The sequence below is a fragment of the Streptomyces sp. 891-h genome (genome assembly GCF_022760275.1).
Taxonomy (GTDB): Bacteria; Actinomycetota; Actinomycetes; order Streptomycetales; family Streptomycetaceae; genus Streptomyces; species Streptomyces spirodelae.
The window spans coordinates 247,406-268,771 of sequence record NZ_CP050693.1; the positions used below are offsets into that span (position 1 = coordinate 247,406).

At 71.8% G+C, this 21,366-nt stretch carries 17 protein-coding genes; 1 reads left to right on the forward strand and 16 read right to left on the reverse strand.

From position 1 onward, the window contains the following. Positions 1 to 61 precede the first annotated feature (61 nt). Positions 62 to 721, forward strand: coding sequence for a phosphatase PAP2 family protein (locus tag HC362_RS01165; RefSeq protein ID WP_243081862.1), 660 nt, complete (start codon positions 62 to 64; stop codon positions 719 to 721). Between the two features lie 23 nt (positions 722 to 744). On the opposite strand, the gene HC362_RS01170 is transcribed toward HC362_RS01165, so the two are convergent. From HC362_RS01170 to asnB, 16 genes are read right to left on the reverse strand one after another with little or no spacing between them, the layout of a single operon-like run. Further along, positions 745 to 2,109 carry a glutamate-1-semialdehyde 2,1-aminomutase gene (locus HC362_RS01170; protein ID WP_243088301.1) on the reverse strand — a complete coding sequence of 455 codons (1,365 nt, stop codon included), beginning with the start codon at positions 2,107 to 2,109 and terminating at the stop codon, positions 745 to 747. 34 nt (positions 2,110 to 2,143) lie between these two features. Next, positions 2,144 to 2,695, reverse strand: coding sequence for a dTDP-4-dehydrorhamnose 3,5-epimerase family protein (locus HC362_RS01175; protein ID WP_243081863.1), 552 nt, complete (start codon positions 2,693 to 2,695; stop codon positions 2,144 to 2,146). Beyond that, entirely contained in the window at positions 2,692 to 3,960 is a 1,269-nt protein-coding gene (locus HC362_RS01180) for a polysaccharide pyruvyl transferase family protein (RefSeq protein WP_243081865.1), read from the reverse strand. Before HC362_RS01180 ends, HC362_RS01175 begins: the two co-directional genes overlap by 4 nt. Then, a complete protein-coding gene (locus HC362_RS01185) occupies positions 3,957 to 4,913 on the reverse strand; it encodes a glycosyltransferase family 2 protein (protein WP_243081866.1) in 957 nt (318 codons plus the stop codon). Before HC362_RS01185 ends, HC362_RS01180 begins: the two co-directional genes overlap by 4 nt. Then, the gene (locus tag HC362_RS01190) at positions 4,910 to 6,211 is read right to left on the reverse strand and encodes a hypothetical protein (protein WP_243081868.1); all 1,302 of its coding nucleotides are present in this window, start codon (positions 6,209 to 6,211) and stop codon (positions 4,910 to 4,912) included. The genes HC362_RS01185 and HC362_RS01190 overlap by 4 nt, the downstream gene beginning before the upstream one ends. Before the next feature lie 5 nt (positions 6,212 to 6,216). Then, positions 6,217 to 7,470: a DUF4910 domain-containing protein gene (locus tag HC362_RS01195; protein ID WP_243088302.1), complete on the reverse strand. Its 1,254-nt coding sequence runs from the start codon at positions 7,468 to 7,470 to the stop codon at positions 6,217 to 6,219. A gap of 41 nt (positions 7,471 to 7,511) precedes the next feature. Continuing rightward, positions 7,512 to 8,537, reverse strand: a complete 1,026-nt coding sequence (locus HC362_RS01200; protein ID WP_243081869.1) for an SDR family oxidoreductase — start codon at positions 8,535 to 8,537, stop codon at positions 7,512 to 7,514. Between the two features lie 3 nt (positions 8,538 to 8,540). Then, on the reverse strand, positions 8,541 to 9,188 hold the full coding sequence (locus tag HC362_RS01205; protein ID WP_243081870.1) for a PIG-L deacetylase family protein: 648 nt from the start codon (positions 9,186 to 9,188) through the stop codon (positions 8,541 to 8,543). Then, positions 9,185 to 9,979 carry a glucose-1-phosphate cytidylyltransferase gene (locus HC362_RS01210; protein WP_243081871.1) on the reverse strand — a complete coding sequence of 265 codons (795 nt, stop codon included), beginning with the start codon at positions 9,977 to 9,979 and terminating at the stop codon, positions 9,185 to 9,187. The genes HC362_RS01205 and HC362_RS01210 overlap by 4 nt, the downstream gene beginning before the upstream one ends. Next, entirely contained in the window at positions 9,976 to 11,286 is a 1,311-nt protein-coding gene (locus HC362_RS01215) for a class I SAM-dependent methyltransferase (RefSeq protein ID WP_243081873.1), read from the reverse strand. Before HC362_RS01215 ends, HC362_RS01210 begins: the two co-directional genes overlap by 4 nt. Beyond that, a complete protein-coding gene (locus tag HC362_RS01220) occupies positions 11,283 to 12,491 on the reverse strand; it encodes a glycosyltransferase (RefSeq protein WP_243088303.1) in 1,209 nt (402 codons plus the stop codon). The genes HC362_RS01215 and HC362_RS01220 overlap by 4 nt, the downstream gene beginning before the upstream one ends. A gap of 2 nt (positions 12,492 to 12,493) precedes the next feature. Beyond that, positions 12,494 to 13,726 (reverse strand): O-antigen ligase domain-containing protein, encoded by a 1,233-nt coding sequence (locus HC362_RS01225; protein ID WP_243081874.1) that lies wholly within the window; start codon positions 13,724 to 13,726, stop codon positions 12,494 to 12,496. A 1-nt stretch (position 13,727) separates the two neighbouring features. Beyond that, a complete protein-coding gene (locus tag HC362_RS01230; RefSeq protein WP_243081876.1) occupies positions 13,728 to 15,260 on the reverse strand; it encodes a right-handed parallel beta-helix repeat-containing protein in 1,533 nt (510 codons plus the stop codon). A gap of 9 nt (positions 15,261 to 15,269) precedes the next feature. After that, positions 15,270 to 17,276 carry an alginate lyase family protein gene (locus tag HC362_RS01235; RefSeq protein WP_243081878.1) on the reverse strand — a complete coding sequence of 669 codons (2,007 nt, stop codon included), beginning with the start codon at positions 17,274 to 17,276 and terminating at the stop codon, positions 15,270 to 15,272. Next, entirely contained in the window at positions 17,273 to 19,450 is a 2,178-nt protein-coding gene (locus HC362_RS01240) for a bi-domain-containing oxidoreductase (RefSeq protein WP_243081880.1), read from the reverse strand. Before HC362_RS01240 ends, HC362_RS01235 begins: the two co-directional genes overlap by 4 nt. Then, positions 19,447 to 21,363: an asparagine synthase (glutamine-hydrolyzing) gene (asnB, locus tag HC362_RS01245; protein WP_243081881.1), complete on the reverse strand. Its 1,917-nt coding sequence runs from the start codon at positions 21,361 to 21,363 to the stop codon at positions 19,447 to 19,449. Before asnB ends, HC362_RS01240 begins: the two co-directional genes overlap by 4 nt. Between the last annotated feature and the right edge of the window lie 3 nt (positions 21,364 to 21,366).

The window sequence follows — 21,366 nt, forward strand, 5'->3', positions numbered from 1 at the left end:
CGTTGGATCGCCTGGCCGGAGCAAGCGTGGAAGTCCGGCCCGTCCAGTCCGTGGTGGGCGTGTGACCGGCCGGGCTGCCCCCACGGTGCTGTCCGCGTCGCTGCGCCCCTGGCTCGGCCTGGTTGCCGTCCTCGCCGCGCTGGTGGTTGCCGTGCTCGGGGTCCTGTACGCCGGTGACGGCGAGCCGGGCGTGGTGGACGCGCGGATCTGGGCTGCGGTGGACGGTGCGGGGCAGCCGTGGCGGTACGCCGCTACGGCCACGGACTTCCTGGGGGAGCCCGTGGGAGCGGCGACGCTGATCGTGGTCACCGTGGCGGGCTGCCTGCTGCTTCGGTGCCCTCGCGCCGCGGTGCTCGCCGTTGTCGGCACCGGTGCGACCGTGGGGACGGCGACGCTGCTCAAGCACCTGGTGGGCCGCACCATCCACGGCGACGACAACCTGTCCTATCCGAGCGGGCACACCGCCTTCCTCACCGCGCTCGCCCTCGTGGTGGCGCTGCTCGCGGCCGGCCGGCTCGGTCTCGGCAGGGCGGCCGGCACGTCACTCGTGCTCGCTGCCGCGCTGGTCGCCGGAGCCGCCATGGGCTGGGCGCAGGTCGCGCTGGGCGCGCACTACCCGACCGACGTCCTCGGCGGCTGGTGCACCGCGCTGGCAGTGGTACCGGCCACCGCATGGCTGGTCGACCGGGTGGCCGACGCCGACCCGCGAAAGCACCGCTGACATCACGTCATGTCACATCACGTCTACGCCAGGCGGCGGAACACGGGCTTCACCGGCCGCCCGCCCAGCCAGGGGGTGGGGTCGGCGGCGTCCAGTGCCTTCCGGTACACCGCACACGCCTGGGACACCACCTCGACGGTGTGGTCGACATCGGCCTCGCTGAGCGCGCTGCTCACCACGAACGAGGGTGCCAGCACCCCGCCCGCGAGGAGTCGGCGCAGGAACAGGGTGCGGTACTGCTGCGACGGCTGCCCGTTCGCGTCGAGGGTGGCGAAGACCAGGTTGCTGGCCCGGCCGCGTACGACGATGTGGTCGCCGACGCCCATACCCGCCGCGGCGGCACGGACACCGGCGGCCAGCCGCTCGCCGAGGGCGTGCAGCCGCGCGGTGACGCCTTCCTCGACGTAGGTGGTCTGCACGGCCATCGCTGCTGCCAGGGAGTGCGTTTCCGCGCCGTGCGTGGTGGACAGCAGGAACACCCGCTCGCCGGAGTGGCGCAGCCCGCCCCGCTCCATCAGCTCGCGGCGTCCGGCCAGCGCGGAGACGGCGAACCCGTTGCCCAGCGCCTTGCCGAACGTGGAGAGGTCGGGAACGACGCCGTACAGTCCCTGGGCGCCCGCCTCGGACCAGCGGAAGCCGGTGATCATCTCGTCGAAGACGAGTACGCAGCCGTGCCGGTCGGCCAGCTCGCGCAGCCCGGCGAGGTAGCCCGGAGTGGGGTCTCCCCTGCTCGGACCGGGTTGGGAGCTCGGGGAAGGCTCGGTGTGGCCGGCGGGTTCGAGGATCAGGCAGGCGATCTCGCCCTCGTACCGGGTGAGCAGTTCCTCGGTGGCGGCCAGGTCCCCGTACGGGAACGCCATGGTCAGCTCGGTGGTCGCGGCCGGGATGCCGGCGGACATCGGCGTGGTGCCGATGAACCAGTCGTCGACGGAGAAGAACGGATGGTCGGCGCAGACGGCCACCCGCGGGCGCCCGGTGACGGCCCGGGCGAGGCGCACAGCGGCGGTGGTGGCGTCGGAACCGTTCTTCGCGAACTTCACCATCTCGGCGGTCGGCACCGTGGCCAGGAAGCGTTCCGCGGCCTCGGCCTCCACGATGGACGGCCGGACGAAGTTGCTGCCACGGTCGAGTTCGCGCCGCACCGCCTCGGTCACACGCGGGTGGGCGTGGCCGAGGCTGACCGACCGGAGGCCGGAGCCGAACTCGATGTAGCGGTTGCCGTCGACGTCCCACACATGGGCGCCGCGGCCGTGGCTGATGACGGGGGCGAGGTTCTCGGGGTACTGGTCGTCGCCCTTGGCGTAGGTGTGCGCGCCCCCGGGGATCACGGCGTGCAGCCGCTCGTTCGCCGCCCGCGACCGGGGCAGGAGGAACTCTCCGGCTTTCAGGGGGTCTTCGGTACCTTCGGTGGCCACGCCGACCTCACCTCTCCTTCTGCTTCAGTACCTCGGCGAGGCTCGGCGCCTCCCGGTCCCGCTGGGACATCGATGGGGCAGGAAGCGGCCAGGGAATGGCGAGCTCCGGGTCGTCGAAGGCGATCGTGACGTCCTCGGAGGGATCGTGCGGGCGGTCGATCCGGTAGGAGATGTCAGCGGTTTCGGTCAGTGCCTGGAAGCCGTGCGCACACCCCGCCGGGACGTACACGGTCAGCTGCGTCTCGCCGGACAGCTCGAAGAAGGCCCGGCCCAGGTACGTCGGCGACTCCGGCCGCAGGTCCACGACGACGTCGAAGATCCTCCCGTACGAGCACCGCACCAGTTTGGCCTCGCCCGCGCCGGAGCGAAGATGCAGGCCGCGCAGCACGCCCCGCACCGAGCGGGAGAGGCTGTCCTGGACGAAGGCGTCCGGTGCGAGGCCCACCGAACGGATCACATCGGCGTCGAAGGTGCGGCAGAAGAACCCGCGTTCGTCGGCGTGCGGGGTCGGCTCGAACAGGTAAGCACCGGCGATCTCCGGGACCTCGGTCGCTTTCATGGAGTCTCCTGCCGGGGGCGGGCGTGGGCGTGGGTGTGGGCTCGACCGTGGCCGGTCGTCGGGAACAGGGCCGCGGTCAACTCGCGGAACTGCACCTGGAGTTGCCGGGTGGCGACAAGGTTCCGCTCGGCGAGGGTCCGCCGCAGCTGCGCGGAGCGCCGCTCCAGCGCCCGGAACTGCTCCAGCAGCCGGCCGGCGTCGACCTCGCGGGCCGGGTGGCAGTACGCGCCCAGCCCCATCCGGTCCATGAGCGCGTCGCTCTTCGCCGCATAGCTGAGAGCGAGCGTGGGCGTGCCGGCCTTCAGCGCGCAGACGAGATTGTGGTACCGGGTCGCCACCACGGACTCGGCAGCCGCCGTCTCCTTCATCAGGTCGGCCAGCGAGGCCGCCTCGGCGGCGGTGACCAGCGGCGAGTCCACCGCGTCGAGGATCGCGGCGACCACCGGCCGGTCGACGTCGTCGCCGATGAGCAGCCGGACCGTCCTGCCGTCCTCGACCAGGGAGCGGACGAAACGGGTCGTCCCGTCGAGGTAGCGCCGGTGGATCACCTCGGCCCGGGCGCGGTCGTCGTTGCCGCCGTGGAAGGCCATGACGCCGACGCAGACCGGGCCCCGCGGGCCCGAGTGCTCCGTCGGCTCTGCCTGTTCCGAGAAGACGATCGACCGCGGCGTCGGAAGGGCGAACGCCAGGTCCGGATAGACCTCGTCGCGCCCGGTGTCCACGCCCATGTCCCGCATGGCGTCGCGGGACAGCGCGTCCCGGTACGACCGGTACGCGGCCAGCCGTGCCGACCAGCGCACCAGCGCCCGGGTCGGCCGCTGACCGATCGGGGCGGCACCGACACCGACCAGCGCGACCCGGGTGCCGAACAACCGGCCCGATGCGCACAGCAGGAACAGCGAGTACGGGAAGCCCCACGGCCGCAGCGGCAGCGTGGCCTCCAGGACGCCCATACCGGGCACGATCACCACGTCGTGCCGACGCACCCAGGCGGCGGTACGGAAGACGTCCACGAACTTCCCCAGTCCCTTGGCCGCGATCGCGCCCGCACGGGACGCTGTCCGGTACTCCCCTCGGTACCAGTGCAGCCGCGTCGCGGGTGTTCCGTACCGGGCCGTGACGGTCTCCGGCCCGCCGCACAGCGCGTCCACGACCGCCTCCGGGTGCTCGGCGCGAAGATATCCGAGTACGGCTTCGAGCGATCCGTCGTTGCCGAGGTTGCCGGAGCCGAGCAGGCCGAACACCCCGACGCGGGCAGCGGTCACACCTGCCTCCCCGCACGCCCCTCACGCCCGGCGACGAGGGCGTCGACGGAGACGGTGAGCCGGGCCGGGTCGACCGGGGCGCGGTCCTCGACCCGCTCCCCGGCGCCCGGCCGGGCCCGGCTGGTCATCCACGCGGCCAAGTGGCCGTAGCACGCGCGCCGTTCGGCCGAGGACAACGGCGCCCGCCGAATCGCCGAGACGAAACCCCAGACGTACTCGGCGAGCAGCCGGGGCGTCGGGTGCAGCGGGCCCGCGCGGCGCGGGTCCAGGTTGACGCACCGGGAACGCTTGGAAGGGTTCGCGCGCTCGGCGCGGGTGGGGTGGTCGCGGCGGAAGTACAGCAGCTCCGGCACCTGGTGGAAGGGCCCGTGCAGGGCGATCTCGGCGACGAACGTGCGGTCCGCGTGGTGGTAGCTGTCGTGCGGCTTGACCCGGCGCAGCACGTCGGCCCGCATCACCCCGTAGAAGTCGTCGCCACCGGGCTCGAACAGCATGCTGCGGAAACGCTCGGGCGCGTACGGCGAGTCGGTGGCCAGCGTGTACTCGTACGGGACCTTCACCTGGCCGCCGCCGTCGACGACCGCCTGGCCGGTGTGCGCGAGGATCACGTCCGGCCGCTCGTCCAGTGCCTCGACGCAGCGCCGCAGCAGGTCCCGGGCGTACAGGTCGTCGTGCGAGGCCCACTTGAACAGCTCGCCGCGGCACTCGGTGAACACGTGGTTGTGGTTCGGCGCGGCGCCGATGTTCCGGGGCAGCCGGAGGTAGCGGACGCGTGAGTCCCGCGCGGCGTACTTCCGGCAGATGTCCTGGGTCCCGTCGGTGGAGGCGTTGTCGGAGATGACGAGTTCGAAGTCCTCGTAGGTCTGGCCGAGCAGTGCTTCGAGCGCCTCGGGAAGGTACTCCTCGCCGTTGTACACGGGCAGGCCGATGCTCAGCCGGGGAAGGGCGGTCATGGCGTCCTCACTTCGCGTATGGGGTCGTGGTGGTGCTCGCGCAGCGCGTACCGCAGGTGCAGCCACCACACGGCCGAGCCGCAGACGGTCGCGGCGGAGACGCCCCAGGCCGAGCCGACCGTGCCGGCGAGGGCCGCTCCGCCGAGCCCGGCGCCGACGTAGCAGGTGGAGGCGAACAGCTGGCAGCGCAGGCTGCGCCGGGCCGCGCCGAGTGCGCGCAGCCCGGCCGCAGCGCCGGTGCCGAGTCCCGCGCCCGCGACGCCGAGGGTGATCGGCACGATGAGCTGCGCGGCGGAGTGCCAGACGCCGCCGAGCACCAGCTCGCCGAGCCGGTCCGGCATCAGCAGCAGCGCCCCGCCCCAGAGCAGTGCGGCGGCTGCCTGCCCGCCTCCCAGCAGGAGGCAGAACGTGCCGAGGCGGTGCGGGGCCCGCCGCAGCACCCGTGCCGCCTCCGGGACGGTGACCAGCGACAGCCCCATCAGCACGGCGAGGAACGGGCCGAGCAGGAGCTCGGCGCCCCGGACCGCACCCACCGCGCCGACCCCGACGATCGCGCCGAGCCCGTAGGCGCGCAGCTGGCTGGCGCCGCTGAGGCTGACGTTCTCGACCAGGTACCGGTAGCCGAGATCACGCTGCTCGCGGAGCCAACCGCGCGCCTCGGTCAGCCGGGGCAAGATAGCGGACTGGACGTAGCCGTATCCCGCCGCCACCGTGGCGGACGCGCCCCAGGCGAGCACGAAAGCGGCCACGGTGCCCACGCGAGCCGCCACGATCATGGCGGGGACGAGCGCGGCGCCCCACACGACGTCGTTGACGAACGCCTTCCGCCCGGTGCCGGCGGCGAAGAACGAGAACCGCCAGGCGTCCTGCAACAGAAGCCCCGGCAGCATGACGCCGAGAGCGGCGAACGCGGGCCCCACGCGACCGCCGAGACCGAGCCCGACCGCCACGGACGCCGCGCCGATGACGCCACCCACGCCGAGTGAGGTCCCCGTCGACCGGGCCACAGCGCCGCGCCAGGACGTGTCCGAAACGCCGCTGAAGCGCACCACCAGCGGATCGGTGGCAAGGCCACGGGAGACGTTGAGCACCACCCCGTACGTCACCCACGCGAGGCCGAACACGCCGAACGCGGTCACCCCGAGCGAGCGGGCCACGTAGATGCCCACCGCGAAGTTGGTCATGCTGGAGGCCGCCTGGTCGGCCAGTCCCCAGGAGAGCCGGCCGACGACGGCCCGCCGGGCCGATCCGGTCGGTGGCACCGCCGCTGTCCGCGGATTCTCCTCCTCGGTGGTCATCGGCGTCAGGCCTTGATCAGCCCGGCGCCGTGCAGGGCTCCGGCCGCTTCGGCGACGGTGTCGAACGGCAGTCCGGACCGCTCGGCGATGTCCAGCACACTGTGCTCGCCGTCGGAGAGGCTGAGCACCCAGAGCATGGCCATCTGGGCCTGTTTCGCGTCGCTGCGGCCGCCGAGCGCGTCGTACAGTCCACGTCGGCCCAGCTGCGGCTCGCCGTAGGGGCTGAGGTTGAGGTACCGCCGGTTGCGGTCGAGGACGGCGAACGCCTCGCGGCACACGGCGAGCGTGTCCGCCATCGCCTCCGGGGAGACGAAGTCCAGGTTGTCCGCCGAGGTGTGGTATTCGGGATAGCCCGCGTACGGGGTGCGGGTGAGCGAGCCCACGCCGAGGTCGAAGCCGGGCGAGCAGAACTGCCGCTCGTCGTAGCCGTACGGAGTGAACTCCGCGACGTGGTGCGGGCGTTCGGAAGCGGCCAGCACGTGTGGCAGCACGCGGTCGATCTCCGCGTCGCCGCGCCTGCTCCGCTTGTACGTGAGCGATCCCCGGTCCCCGGCGCAGGCCAGCACGAGCCCGTGCTTGACGCGGTCCACCCGCTCCCCGTTGCGGGCCAGCCAGGTGATCGCGCCGATGGTGCCGGGCGCGAACAGGAACCGGTAGGTGTAGTACGGCGTCCGCTCCGCCAGCGCCCGGGCCAGGAAGGTCGCCACCGCGATACCGGCCAGGTTGTCGTTGGCCAGCGACGGGTGGCAGACGTGGCAGGAGACGAGCACCTCGTCGGCGACCTGCCCGGGGACGAGGTGCTCGGCGTAGGTGAGGTGACCGTCGGCGAGCGTGGAGTCGATGCGCACCTCGTACTCGCCGTCCGGCAGCGTGTCCAGGGTCTCCTGCGCCAGGCAGAACCCCCAGTCCGGCTTGTAGTAGCTGGTGCGGTACGGCACCCAGGACGGGTGGTCCGGCAGGGTGTGCAGGTGCGAGCGGAGCTCGGCCAGCGGCATGGTCGCCGACACCGGCACGCTGTAGCCCAGCACGTGCAGACTGGACGCGGCGAAGTCGACGACCCGGTTGCCCGCGGGGTCGGCGATGTAGGCGTCGCGGATGTTCCACTCCTGCGGCACCGTCCAGTCGAGCACCTGCGTTCCGGTCGGCACCTCGTGCACCTGCAGCGGGAGGTACTCGCCGACGATCTTCAGGGTGGCGCGCACCCCGTCCCCCGTGATGCTCCGGCAGAGCGGGTACATCCGCTCCACCAGCGCGTACATCTCTTCGCCGGGCGTGGCCACCGGCCGGTCGCCGGGCGCGGTCACCGGCGCCACCGCAGGGTGTCGTCCACGGCACCGGCCTCGGACGCCGCGCGCAGCACGGCGAGGCGGGTGAAGCGTTTCTCGAAGTCGTCGCGGGTGAGTCCGAACTCGCGGTAGGCGTCGGCCAGTTCGAGCGCCCCCCGTTTCACCGTCCACTCGCAGTCGAAGCCGGGTATCGCGGTGCGGAACCGGGAGAAGTCCACCCGGTACGAGCGCGGATCGGCACCGGTCTCGCCGGTGATCACCACCTTCGCGCCGGACACCGCCTCGGCGACCTGCTCGGCTATCTCGGCGACCGTGACGTTGTTGACCTCGCTGCCGATGTTGAAGGCGCGGGCGTGCACCGCTTCCCGCGGCGCTGTCAGCGCTGCCGCGAAGGCCCGCGCGATGTCGGCCGCGTGCACCAGAGGACGCCAGGGCGTGCCGTCGGAGAGCACCAGGACCTCGCCGGACAGCAGCGCGTGGCCCACCAGGTTGTTCAGCACGATGTCGGCGCGCAGCCGGGGCGAGTAGCCGAAGGCGGTGGCGTTGCGCATGAACACCGGGCTGAAGTCGCCGTCGGCGAGCGCGTGCAGGTCGTCCTCCACCCGCACCTTGGACTCCGCGTACGGCGTCACCGGGCGCAGCGGGGCGTCCTCGCCCACCAGGTCGTCACCTCCCGCGGCGCCGTAGACCGAGCAGGTCGAGGCGTAGAGGAAGCGCCGTACTCCGGCCTCGCGGGCAAGCCGGGCAAGGCGTACGGACGCGTGGTGGTTGATGTCGTAGGTGAGCTCAGGAGCCAGCGATCCCAGCGGGTCGTTGGAGAGCGCGGCCAGGTGGATCACGGCGTCGACCCCGGCCACATGGTCGGCCGTGACGTCGCGCAGGTCCACCCGGTGGCCCTGCGGGTCGGCGGGCGAATGGCCCAGGACGCATTCGGCGAACAGGCCGGAGTCGAGCCCGACGACCTCGTGTCCGGCAGCCGTGAGGACCGGGGCCATCACGGTGCCCAGGTAGCCCTGGTGTCCGGTGAGCAGCACGCGCAAGGTTCATTCCCCCAGGTTGAGAGTGAGTTTGGTGACGGCGAACGCCTCGGCGTAGCGCTCGTGGCATTCGATGCCGCGGATGCGCGCGAGGCCGAGGAAGGCCTCGCGGTCGTACCAGGGCCGGTGCCGCTGCGAGGGGTAGTGCTCCTGCAGCAGCCGCACCTTCTCTTCGGCGAGCTGAGGCGACAGCGGCTGGTACGCCGTTGGACGGCCGAGATCGCCGTCCCATTTGACGATCTCGTAGCCGAGCACGAGGTGGTCGCGGAAGGCGGTGGGCATCAGCTTCGCCAGGGCGCGGTGGTCCTGGTGCGCGTCCTCGGTGCGCGGCGCCAGCACGAAATCAGGCTCGGTCCGTGCGCGCAGTTCCTCGACCGCTGCCTTGGCCTCCTCCCAGTGGGCGGGCAGTTGGCCGTCCGGCAGCTTGTGGACGGTAAGCCGCAGGTCGGCGCCCGGGCAGAAGGCAGCCAGTGCGGCCTGCTCCTCCTGCTCCCGCTCGCTGCCGCCGCCGGAGAGCACCAGCGCGTCGACGCGGATGCCCGGTCGCGCATGGCACAGCGTCAGCAGCGTGCCGCCGGCGCCGATGGCGATGTCGTCGCAGTGCGCGCCCACCGCGACGATCCGGTCCAGGGGCCCGGCTCCGAGGCGGATCACGCGCTCACCCCCACGTCGTCCTGTTCCCATACGGCCCACGGGCGGTCGCCCCGGGCGTAGGCGGCGTCGAGCGCGGCCCGCTCCTTCACGGTGTCGGTCGGTTTCCAGAAGCCGCGGTGCTGGTGCGCCACCAGCCGGCCGCGCTTGGCCAGTTGGGCGCATCCGTCGGCGACCAGGTCCCCGTTCTCCGGTATGTGGTCGAAGACCTCCTGGCGGAGTACGAAGTAGCCGCCGTTCTCCCACAGCGGCAGTTCACTCACCGCGGTGATGCCCCCCACCAGCCCGTCCTCGCCCAGCTCCACGCAGTGGAACGAGGACTGCGGCGGCACCACCATCATCGACGCGCCCGCGTCGCGCCGGGCGAACCGCTCGATCATCTCCGGCAGCGGGGCGTCGGTGAGTACGTCGGCGTAGTTGGCGAGGAACATCTCGTCGCCGTCCAGGTGGTGCCGCACCCGGCGCAGCCGCTCCCCGATCGGTGACTCGATGCCGGTCTGCGCGAACGTGATCGTCCAGTCCGAGATGTCGGTGGACAGCAGCTCGGTCCGTCCGGCTCGCAGCACGAAGTCGTTGGACGTCGTCTCCTCGTAGTTGAGGAAGAAGTTCTTGATGTGGTGGGCTCCGTATCCGAGGCACAGGATGAACTCCGTGTGCCCGAAGTGCGCGTAGTAGCGCATGACGTGCCAGATCAGCGGCCGCGGGCCGACCATCGCCATCGGCTTGGGGATGTCGTCGGAGGCTCCGCTGCGCATCCGCAGCCCATAACCGCCGCAGAACAGTACGACCTTCATGGCTTGACCTCGACGATGCTCAGTTCCGGAATGGGAAAGACCAGCCGACCGCCCCAGTCGCCCACGAACGACAGCTGCTCGACCAGCTCTGCCCGCAGGTTCCACGGGAGGACGAGGATGTAGTCGGGTCTGTCGGCGGCCAACTGCTCGGGCGGCAGGATCGGGATGCGGGTGCCCGGGGTGAACCTGCCGTGCTTGTAGGGGTTGCGGTCGACCGTGTACGGGAGCAGGTCGGGCCGGATGCCGCAGTGGTTGAGCAGGGTGTTGCCCTTGCCCGGGGCGCCGTAGCCGACGACTGTCTCGCCGCGCTCGGCCGCCTCGATGAGGAACTTGAGGAGGTCCCGGCGCACCTTGGCCACCCGCGCGGAGAACTCGGTGTACCCGGACAGCTCCTGCAGCCCTGCCGCCTTCTCCCGGGCCAGCACGTCGGCCACCCTTCCCCAAGCTCTCGGCTCCTCCCCCAGCCTTCGGCCGGGAGGTGCCCCCAGAGCAGGGGAGACCCCATTGGTCGGCTCTCCCGCCGCCTCGGTCGGCCGGGCCCACAGCCGGAGGGAGCCGCCGTGCGTGGGCAGCAGTTCGACGTCCACGAGCGCGAGTCCGCCGCCGGCCAGCGCGCGGCTCGCGGAGGCGACCGTGTAGTACTGGAAGTGCTCGTGGTAGATCGTGTCGTACTGGTTCTCCTCGATCAGCGTCAGCAGGTGCTGCACCTCGATGGAGACCCAGCCGTCGTCGGCGACCAGGGCGCGCAGTCCCCGGGTGAACCCGACCACGTCGGGGATGTGCGCGTACACGTTGTTGGCCACGACCAGATCCGCCGGACCGTGCTCGGCGCGGACCTGCGAGCCGGTGGCGGGGTCCAGGAACTGCGTGAGCGTAGGCACCCCCGCGTCCCGCGCCGCGGCGCCGACGTTCTCCGACGGCTCGATGCCCAGGCAGCGAATCCCCCGGTCCCCCACGTGCCTCAGCAGATACCCGTCATTGCTGGCGACCTCGACCACGAAGGCGTCCTTGTCCCCGGAGTCGAGACCCAGCCGTTGTACGGCGTCGGCGACGAACGTGCGCGCGTGCTCCACCCAGGAGGTGGAGTACGAGGAGAAGTACGCGTACTCCTTGAACGTCTCCTCCGGCGTGATCAGCGGCGGGATCTGCGCCAGCCAGCAGTCGGTGCAGACACGCAGGTGCAGCGGGTACGCCGGTTCCGGCTCGTCCAGTTGGTCCGCGGCGAGAAAGCTCTCACATGGTGGCGTCGCCCCGAGGTCGACGACGCTCGCCATCGCTTCCGAGCCGCAGAGTCGGCATCGTGTCATCTACTTCCCCCCATTGGTTCAGTCCGATCCGCGATCGCGGTGCGGTACTCCTCCACCAGGCGCTCGAGGCCGACGGCAGGGCTGAAGCCCTGCTCGTAGCGGCGCCGGGCCGCCTGGCCCATCTCCCGGTTGCGGGCCGGCTCGGCCGTGACACGGCGCAGGCACGCCGCGAGCGAGGCGGGCTCGCCCGGCCGGTGGAGCAGCCCGGTCAGTCCGTCCTCGACGAGTTCGGTGAAGGCGCCGTGACCGGCGGCGACCGCCGGGACCCCGGCCGCCATGGCCTCCACGACGACCAGGCCGAACGCCTCCAGCCACGTCGAGGGCGCCACAACGGCGACCGACCGCGCGATGGCCTGCCGGCACTCCGCCGGGTCGTACAGTCCGGCGTACCGCACGTCGTCCCGGCCCGCCGCCCAGGCCGTCACCTCCTGCTCCAGTGGGCCCGCGCCGGCGATCACGAGCGGTACGCCGACACCGCCTTCGGCGGCGATCCGGTCCCACGCGGCCATGAGCAGCCGCACGCCCTTGGCCTCCGCGAGCCGGCCGAGATAGAGCAGGTGCTCGCCGTCGCCCGCTCGGCAGTCGCCCGGGTCGGGCACGAAGTTGTGCTTGACCGCCAGCCGCTCGGGTGGCATGCCGGACCGCACCAGGACGTCGCGCTGCGCCGCGGAGATGCACAAGAACCGCTCCACCCCTGACCACCACCGCCGCCGGTTGACCGACAGGCTGACCGCGAGCGGCACCGTCGCGAGACGGGAGTTCCGGTAGCAGCCGTGCCGGACGGCGGGCAGTGGTGCCGAGCCGACGCAGTCGGTGCACGGGCGGCCGTCCCGCTGCAGGGTGCCGGGTGGGCAGATCTGGGTGTAGTTGTGCAGCGTGGCGACGGCGGGCACGCCGGCGTCGGCGCAGGCGGCCAGCACCGCGGGTGACAGGAGCGGGAAGACGTTGTGGACGTGCACCACGTCGGGGCGTGAGGTGCGCAGCCGGGCGGCGAGCTCGGTGCGGACCGCCGGGTTCCACGGCACCAGCAGCGGCACCGCCGCCTTGCCCAGCAGGGACCGCGCTGCGATGTCGTCGCTGCGCCGTTCGAACACCTCGACCCGGTGGCCGGCCGCGCGCAGCAGCCCCACCTCCTGGTCGACGACCTTGTTCTCGCCGCTCGGCTGCGCCGAGGCGTAGCGGTTGTGCACCACGAGGACATGCATGCTCACGTCGCCTCCCGGTCCTGTGCCCATCGCGGGACATGTCGTCGAGGGATTTCGTGCGGCGCCGGGAGGTGCGGGGCCGTGGCGGGTGCCGCCAGCAGCGAGGCGGCGACGGCCAGGTGCAGCAGATACGGTGAGGCGTCACCCAGCCCGGCCTCGGTGTACGAGGCGATCGCGCAGTAGCTGATCAGGAAGATCGCGCAGGCCCTCGACAGCGACGGTGGCCGCAGCAGCGCGACGCCGCCCAGCACGATGACGAGCGCCGCCACGAGGGTGACGCCGGTCAGGCCCTGCTCGTGGTAGACGGCCAGCCAGCTGTTGTCGATCGGCAGCCCGTCGAACGACTTGTCGCCCAGACCCACTCCGAACAGCTTCTCCACGGTGGTCCGGGGCGCTGCGAGCAGGGCGTCCCAGACCTTGGCCCGGCCGGTGAGGCTGGTGAAGTTCTCCTGGCTCTGTCCGCGCAGGAACCAGGACCGCAGCGCGGGGCCGAACCCCACCGCGGCCACCGCGGCGCACAGCACGGTCCAGCCGAAGAAGCGGCGCGCCGCGGTGCTGGTCATCAAGAGGGAGCCGATCGCCAGCGCCAGCCCGATGAGCAGTCCGAGTGTGGCCGTCCGGGTGTGGGTCAACGCGAGCAGGACGAGTGAGGGCACGATGATCACCGCCGCGCCTGCCCTGTCGGTCCGGCGGCCCAGTACGAGCAGCGCGGTGAGCCCGATGATCACCGCGGCGTACTGTCCGATCTGCGGCGGGGTGAGCGGCCACAGCGCGCCGACCAGCCGCCCGCCGTAGAGCTCGGGCATGGCCGCGCCCGGTGAGACGACCGCACCGGCGGCCACCGACCCGAGCACCGCGAAGTACATCCGGATGTGGTGTCTGACGAACGTGGTGCTGCCGTCCCACCAGCGGCTGAGCAGCCACAGTGTGCCGATGAAGAGGGCCAGCCGGGCGCAGCGGAACAGCGCGCCGAACCCGGACTCCAGATACGCGCTGGAGATCACGCTCGGCACCAGCAGCAGGGTGAGCAGGAGCAGGAAGGCGCTGGCCCGGATGCGCAGCCGGCGATTGAGCGCGAGCGCCAGCGCGAACGCGGCGACCAGCGCGCCCATGGTGACCAACTGGATGAGGGAGCGGGGCAGCGGGACGATGGTCTTCGCCCCGGCTGAGCCGAGCGTGTTGAGGACCAGCAAGCCCCAGACGATCCCGACGGTCTTCGGTGTGTCCCCGCCCATCTCAACCACCGTCCTGCGGCCGGAAGGTGCTGCCCGCGTCCTGCTTGTACGGCGTGCTCTGCCACTGGCCGGGGTCGAGCACCCGGCTCGGGTCGTGGGCGACGAAATTCCACGGTCCGAGGTAGACGTTGTCGTGCCAGCGGTTGTGCTGCTTGCGGGTGATCGCCTCCGCCACCCGTTCGCCCTGGTACGGCGACCAGTCCGGGTAGGTGCCGTAGTTGGCCAGCAGCGCCATGCGGTCGCACTTGACCGTGCATCCGACGACGGAGGTGTCCAGCACGAAGCGGTTGTCGTGGATGTCGACCCGCTGGGTCTTCCACCGGCAGTCGGTGTAGAGCGGTGCTGCGGCGATCGCCGGCCGCGTGCAGCGGTCGGTGTCCTTCACCAGCAGTGTGCAGGCGCCGGAGGAGGTGTTGGCCGGGCTGTTGCAGAACCGGTCGGCGTTCTCCCACAGGGTGATCCCGTTCCAGTTGTTCTCCAGCACGTTCCGGTAGATCTCGATCTTGTCCGTACGGGCTTCGATCCGTGGTTCACCGCCGGCCTCGGACAGGTAGACGGTCGCGAACGGGAAGCTGTCGTCGCGGTCGGCGTACTTGCGGCCCTCGACCCAGTTGTTCCGCCTGATGGTGTTCTTCCGGATGACCGCGTTGTAGCTGGTCTCGTAGATCAGCGCGGCACCGTCGTTGGCCTCGAGCACGTTGTCCTCGATGCGGAAGTCGTTGTTGTTGGTGTCCGCCCACAGCCCGGCGCCGCGGTTGTCGTGCACCCAGTTGCCGCTTACGTCGGCGCCGTCGACGGACCAGAACTTGACGCCTCCGGTGCAGCCGCAGCCCGGCCGCCGCCGTTCCCAGTCGTCCTTGTTGTTGGCCACGATCTCGTTGCCCTCGACGACCAGGTCGCTGATCCGGCCGGAGGCCTGGTACGCGTTCATGCCGTACTGCCCGTTGCCGCGCAGACAGCTGGCGCGGACCCGCTGGCGGGCGCCGGCCATCAGTCCGGCGCCCGAGTTGTACTGGATCTTGGCGTGCTCGATCACCCATCCGTCGGCCGAGTCGTGGTTGACCACGCCCTCGTCGTGCGGCGCGACGAAACCCTGCACGGTCAGGTGGCGAATGGTGACGTCGCGGGCGCTGCCGCCGAACGCGTACTGGTTGGTCTTCCGGCCGTCGAGTACCGCGCCTGGCGCGCCGAGGTACCTGTTCCCCTTCTTGGGGACGACCTGGGCGTGCCGTTCCGGTTCGAGCCTGTGCTTGCCCGGTCGCAGCCAGAAGGTGGTGTTCGCGGGGCTGCGCCGGGTCTTCGCCGCCAGGTCACCGACCACCGCGGGGTCGACCGGGACCGCGCCCGCCGGTGCCCTCGACGGCCCGTCGGCAGGCTTGGCGCACACCCGGGCCACGGATTTGGCCACGGACGGGGAGGGCGCGTCGGTCGGCTCCGCCGGGGCGCCCGGCGTGCTCACACAGCCGGTCGCAGCCAGCAGGGCCAGCACCGGCACCGCGACCGGTAACGCCCTCTTCCGCCACTTGGTCCCCACCCGTCCTCCCTAGCCGCGGAATCCGAGTACGGTGACGAACTCCCCCGACAGCGCACCGCCGTCGGCGAAGCCGGTGCCGACCAGCGTTGTGGCCGGCTCCTTGCGGCCGAAGCCGGCTGAGTACCAGCCCAGCACGGGGTGTCCCCTGCTCGAAGAGCTTGGGGAAGGGCCGGTCTCGCCGCGATGCGCCCGCCAGGACAGCTGAGCCGGCAGGTCGAGCACCGCTGAGCGCTCCTCGCCGTCCCGGGTCCAGCTGAGCTCCGCACGGTTCCCCACCAGGTCCGCGGTGATCGCCGGGCCGAGGTGGAACGCCAGCCGCACGGCCCTGCGCGGGCTGTACGGGCCGCGGACCTCGTCGACCACGCGCAGCTCCTGGCTCGCGGCGGTCAGCTCCACCCGGCGGCGGTGCACGGAGGGCTGGTAACCATCGTGCTCGGCACACCAGCGGGCCACACTCGGATCGGAGGTGTCCACGGCCAGGACACGGCTCCTGGCATGCCGGGTCCACAGGAACGGGCCGCCGGAGACGGACTGGTCGCCGTCGTCCAGCTGCAGGGTGTTGTGGCCGAGGGTCGAGCGGAAGTACTGCCGCCACTCGGGCTGCCCGTGGTAGCAGTACGTCCCAGGGTCGGCGAGCACATCGACCCCGTCGTGCCGTACCTCCACCGACAGCGCGTCCGCGTGGGCATGCGCGGCTATGGCCAGGAACCCGTGCGGGCCGCCGTCGCAGCGGCACCAGATCTCTCCCGGTCCGCGCAGGATGGTGAGCCCCGCGTCGGCGAAGTGGGCCGGTCTTCTTGCCGGGCGGGAGACGGCTGGTGCGGTTCGCTTCTCCGCGTACGGCCGGATGAGCGCGGCCAGCACCGGGGTGCGCACATCGGTGCCGGTCACCTCGGGCCACCAGGCGAGCCGGCCGAAGACGGCGTCCCCGGTGGCCAGCAGGGAGGCCCAGCGGTCGGTGCCGGCGCCGTCCAGGACCAGACCGTGCCCGTCGTCCGCGTCGCCCTGGCGCGGCGGCCGCAGCCGGTTGTCCACGACAGCCGCGAGCGCGTCGGTCATCCGCAGCAGCACCAGCCGGACCGTCACGGGCACCGGTACGCGCGCGGCATCCGCCTCGGCCACGGCGGCCAGGCCGAGCTCCAGCACCAGTCCGTGGTACTCGGTGGCCAGCTCGCGGTTGAGGCCGGAGAGGAAGGTGTTGGCGCGCAGCTGCCGGTCGAGCGACCGCAGCGCGTCGGCCCGCCAGCGCGCCGAGGACGGGAACCAGCCGAACGCGCAGGATGCGGCGAACTGCCCGGCGGTCTCGGCGATGACGTGGTTGTTCGCCGAAGAGCCCCGGCTGGGGAAGGCGGCCAGCCAGCGCTGGTGGTGCCAGATCTGCTCCACTGCCACTGGGTTGTCCTCGAACAGAGCGGCAGCGCCCGGCCAGCCGTCGAGCAGCCGGCGGATCCACACCCAGGACAGCAGCCGGATGCCCAGCTCGATGCCGCTGATCCAGTGGACGCCGCGCAGCGGCGGGTTGGCCGCCCACCACGACCGCAGATGCGCGGCCACGCGCTCGGCGTACCGCTCGTTCCCGGTGATCGCGTAGACGGCGGCGAGCTGGGTGAGGTACTGATGCCGGGACGGCTCCCAGATCTGCTTGATGTCCCCGACCGCGTCCTCGCTGCGGTACGGCACGTCGAAGGCGTAGCCCGCCGGAGCCCGGCGCCCGGTCCTGGGGTCGTACGACCAGTCCGGGTCGGCCAGGTCGTCGCGGACCACCCCGAAGTACTCGACGTGCCCGTCCATCAGCCGGTCGGCCTCGGCGATCAGGCGCTTCGCGGCGTCGGAGGGTATGGCGGCGATCGTCCCGGCGGGCAGGACCGCGGTGAACCGGGCTCCGGTCACGCTCGGGCAGGCGGGCAGCGCCGACCGCCACCGCCGCCTGCGCACCGAGTCGCCCACCCGGCCCGCGACCTCCTGCGGTCCCATCCGGGACAGCCGCCGCAGATACCAGCCCGCGCTCATGGTCATCGCGCCTCCGCCAGTGTCACCGGCGCGCCGCCCGCCAGGCCGGTCTGCACGGCGAGCGTGGCCGCCGTGGTGGCGACCAGCGACCGCAGCGGCACCGGCATCGGCCCGCCGGTCCGCACCGCCTTGACGAACGCGGCCAGTTCGGCGTTCTGCCCCTTGTCCCGGGCCTTGGGCAGCCGCGAACTGACCCACCGCTTTCGGCCGTAGACCGAGGCACGGACGAAGTCGTCGAGCCGCAGCGCACGCCCGTCCGCGATCAGGTCCAGCGTCTCCTTCGGGAAGCCGGACGGGCCGGAGGTGACGTAGCTGATGGTGGCGGTGGACCCGTCCGGATAGCGCAGCACGATCTGGAGGTCCTCGTTGCCGGACGTGGCGGTCGCGCACACGGACACCGGGTCGGCGTCGAGCAGCCAGCTCGCCGTGTCGATGAAGTGCCCGCCTTCGCCCACGAACCGCGAGCCCTCGGAGCCCTGTTGGAGGTACCAGCTCCCGTGGTCGAGCCGGCCCGCGTTGACCAGATAGCGCAGGCTCGCCGGGCCGGTCCGGGCGCCGAACCGCTGCTTGGCCTCCCGCAGCAGCGGCGCGAACCGGCGGTTGAAGCCCACCTGCAACCGGTCGTTGCCGGACTCCTCCACCGCCGCGAGCACGTCGGCCAGTTCGTCCTCGGTGAGGGCCAGTGGCTTCTCGACGAACACGGCCTTGCCGGACAGCAGCGCCTTGCGGGTCAGTTGGGCGTGCGAGCTGTGACGGGTGACCACGAACACCGCGTCGATGGACTTGTCGCCCAGGACGGCGTCGAGATCGGTGGTCGCCTCGTGGAAGCCGAACTTGCGCCGCGCGTTGGCCGCGGACAGCGCCGTCGTGGTGACGACGGTCGACAGTTCGACGCCGTCCCGCTGTGCCAGGTGCGGCAGCAGCATCGACGTCGCGTAGTTCCCCGCGCCGACGAACGCGAGGCGCACCGGCGTCCTGGTGGCCCGGGACGGACTCCGTTTCACGTCCACCGCGGGCACGGACACCGCCGGGGCTGCCGGTGCCGCTTCCGCCGCTTGTTCCGGGTACCTGAACAGCACGGCCACGGCCTTCAGGTCGCCGTCCTTCAGGCTCCGGTACGTCTCGACGGCGTCGTCGAAGTCGGCGATGCGGGATATCAGCGGCTCCACGTCGACGCTGCCCCGGGCGACGAGGTCGAGGAAGCACGCCAGGTTGCGGCGCTCGGTCCAGCGCACGTAGCCGATCGGGTAGTCCCGGCCCTCCAGCTCGTACTCCGGGTCGTAGCGACCGGGCCCGTAGGAGCGGGAGAACCGGACGTCGAGCTCCTTCTCGTAGTACGCGTTCCACGGCAGATCAAGGCGGCACTTGCCGATGTCGACGACCCGGCCGCGGTCCCGGCTCAACTTGGCGGCCAGCTCGACGGGCTGGTTGCTGTCGCCGCCGGCGGCCAGGAACACCTGGTCGACGCCCAGGCCGCCGGTGAGTTCGGCGACGGCGGCTTCGACGGCAGCGGACGCGGGATCGCCGCAGGCCACGGCGCCCAGCCGCTCGGCGAGCTCGCAGCGCGCCGGGTCGGTGTCGACCCCGACGACGCGGACCGACGAGGCGGCCAGCAGCTGCACCACCAGCTGCCCGATCAGCCCGAGGCCGATGACCAGCGCCACGTCGCCGAGCTGCGGCTCGCCTCGGCGCACGCCCTGCATCGCGATCGACCCCACGGTGCCGAAGGCCGCGTGGCGCGGCGCGAGACCGTCCGGCACCCGCGCGTAGAGGTTCTTCGGCACCCAGTTCAGCTCGGCGTGCAGCGCGTGCTCATTGCCGGCGCAGGCCACGAAGTCGCCGACCTTCACCTCGTCGATCCCGCTGCCCACCTGCTCGACCACCCCGCACAGCGAGTAGCCCAGGGGCGTGTAGGAGTCGAGCTTGCCCATCACCTTGCGGTAGGTGGCGGGCACTCCGTTGGTGGCCACGCTCTGCATCACCTTGGCCACCTGGTCAGGGCGGGAGCGGGCCTTGCCCACCATCGACATACCGGCCTCGGACACCTTCATCAGCTCGGTCCCGGTGGAGATCAGCGAGTAGGCGCTGCGGACCAGCACACCACCCGGCTTGCATCCCGGCACCGGCACGTCGAGCAGCGCCAGTTCACCGCTCTTGTAGTTCTGCACTACCTGTTTCACCCGAACTCCCCAGAAGTCGCGCCGCGATACCAGTACTCGAGGGTCAGTACATGCCACAGATGCTTGGAGTGGTCCCGCTGTCCGGCGGCGTCCTCGGCGACCAGCCGCTGAAGCGCGTCGCGGCGCAGCAACCCGGAACGGACGAGCACGCCGTCGTGCACCACCTCGCGCATCAGCGGTGCCAGATCCCGGCTCATCCAGGCCCGCAGCGGGGCGCTGAACAGGCCCTTGGGCCGGTAGACGACCTCCCGGGGCAGGATCGAGGCGGCCGCCTCCTTGAGGACGGCCTTGCCCTGCCGTCCGACGATCTTGCGGTCACCGGGCACGGTGAACGCCGCCTTGACCACCTCGACGTCCACGTACGGCACGCGTACCTCGGTCGACGCGGCCATGCTCGACCGGTCCGTATACGCGAGGTTGAGGCCCGGCAGGAACATCCGGGCGTCGCCCAGACACATGCGGTTGACGAAGTCGTCGAGGTCGTTGTCCCGATAGATGTCCGCGTGTTCGGTCAGCACCTCCTCGACCGCCGGGGCCAGGTCCGGGTCGACCAGGGCGAGCAGCTCGTCCCGGTCGTACATGGTGTAGCTGCGCCGGAACGCGGTCTCCTCGGGCAGTTCGGCGAAGGAGAGGAACCGCTTCGCGAAGCGCACCGACCGGTACCCCCGGCGGGCCGTGGCGACCGGCAGCCGGTCCACGGCCCGGGACAGGCCGCGGCGCAGCGGCCGCGGGACGCGCTGGTAGCGCAGCGCGAGCAGGTTGGCCAGGTGCTTGCGGTACCCGGCGAACAGCTCGTCGGCGCCCATCCCCGAGAGCATCACCTTGACCCCGGCCTCCCGGGCGGCGGAGCAGATCAGAAAGGTGTTGATCGCGGCGGGGTCGCCGATCGGCTCGTCCAGGTGGTACGTCATCCGCGGCAGCAGGTCGAGCACGTTCGGCGCGATCTCGATCTCGTGCAGGTCGACGCCGAACCGCTCGGCCACTCGCCGGGCATGGCGCAGATCGTCGGGCATCGCCTCGAACTTGGCGTCCTCGGCGCGGAACCCGATCGTGTACGCGGAGATCCCGGGCTGGTGGCGGGCCGCAAGCGCGGTCAGGTAGCTGGAGTCCAGCCCGCCGGAGAGGAACGTCGCCACCGGGACGTCGGAGAGCAGATGGCGCCGGGTCGACTCCTCGACGAGGGCTGCCAGGTCGGGCCGCTCGCCGCTGCGGGCGCGCTCCCGCCCCTCGGCGGCGACATCCTTGAGGTGCCAGAACCGGCCGCGCTCCACCCGGCCGTCGGCGCTGCACCTCAGCCAGCTCCCCGGCGGCAGCTTCTCCGCCTCGCGGAACGCGCACCGCGAGTCGGGCACCCAGTAGTACAGCAGCGAGGCCACCAGCGCCGCGGGGTCCACCTGGAGCGACCCGCCGGTGGCGGCGGCGAGCGCCTTGAGCTCGGAGGCGAACACCAGGCCCTCGCCGCGCCGGATCAGGAACAGCGGCTTGATGCCGAGCTGGTCGCGGGCGAGCACCAGTTCACCGGTTCGCTCGTCGAAGATCCCGAAGGCGAACATGCCGCGCAGCCGGGGCAGGCAGTCCCTCCCCCAGCGCCGCCAGGCCTCCAGCACCACCTCGGTGTCGGAGGTACCGCGGAAGCGCACCCCGGCGGCTGCCAGTTCGGCACGCAGCTCGGGTGCGTTGTACAACTCACCGTTGTACGTGAGCGCGAGGCCGCCCGAGACCATCGGCTGGGCACCGGCCTGGGACAGGTCGATGATGGCCAGCCGTCGGTGCCCGAGGTGCACTTCGCCGTCACCGACGGAGTGGCTGTAGCGGCCCGCCCCGTCCGGACCGCGATGGGCGAGGGTCTCGGTGAGCCGCTCGGTCACGAGCTTTCCGTCCGGCCATCGGTAAGCGCCTGCTATGCCACACATGTC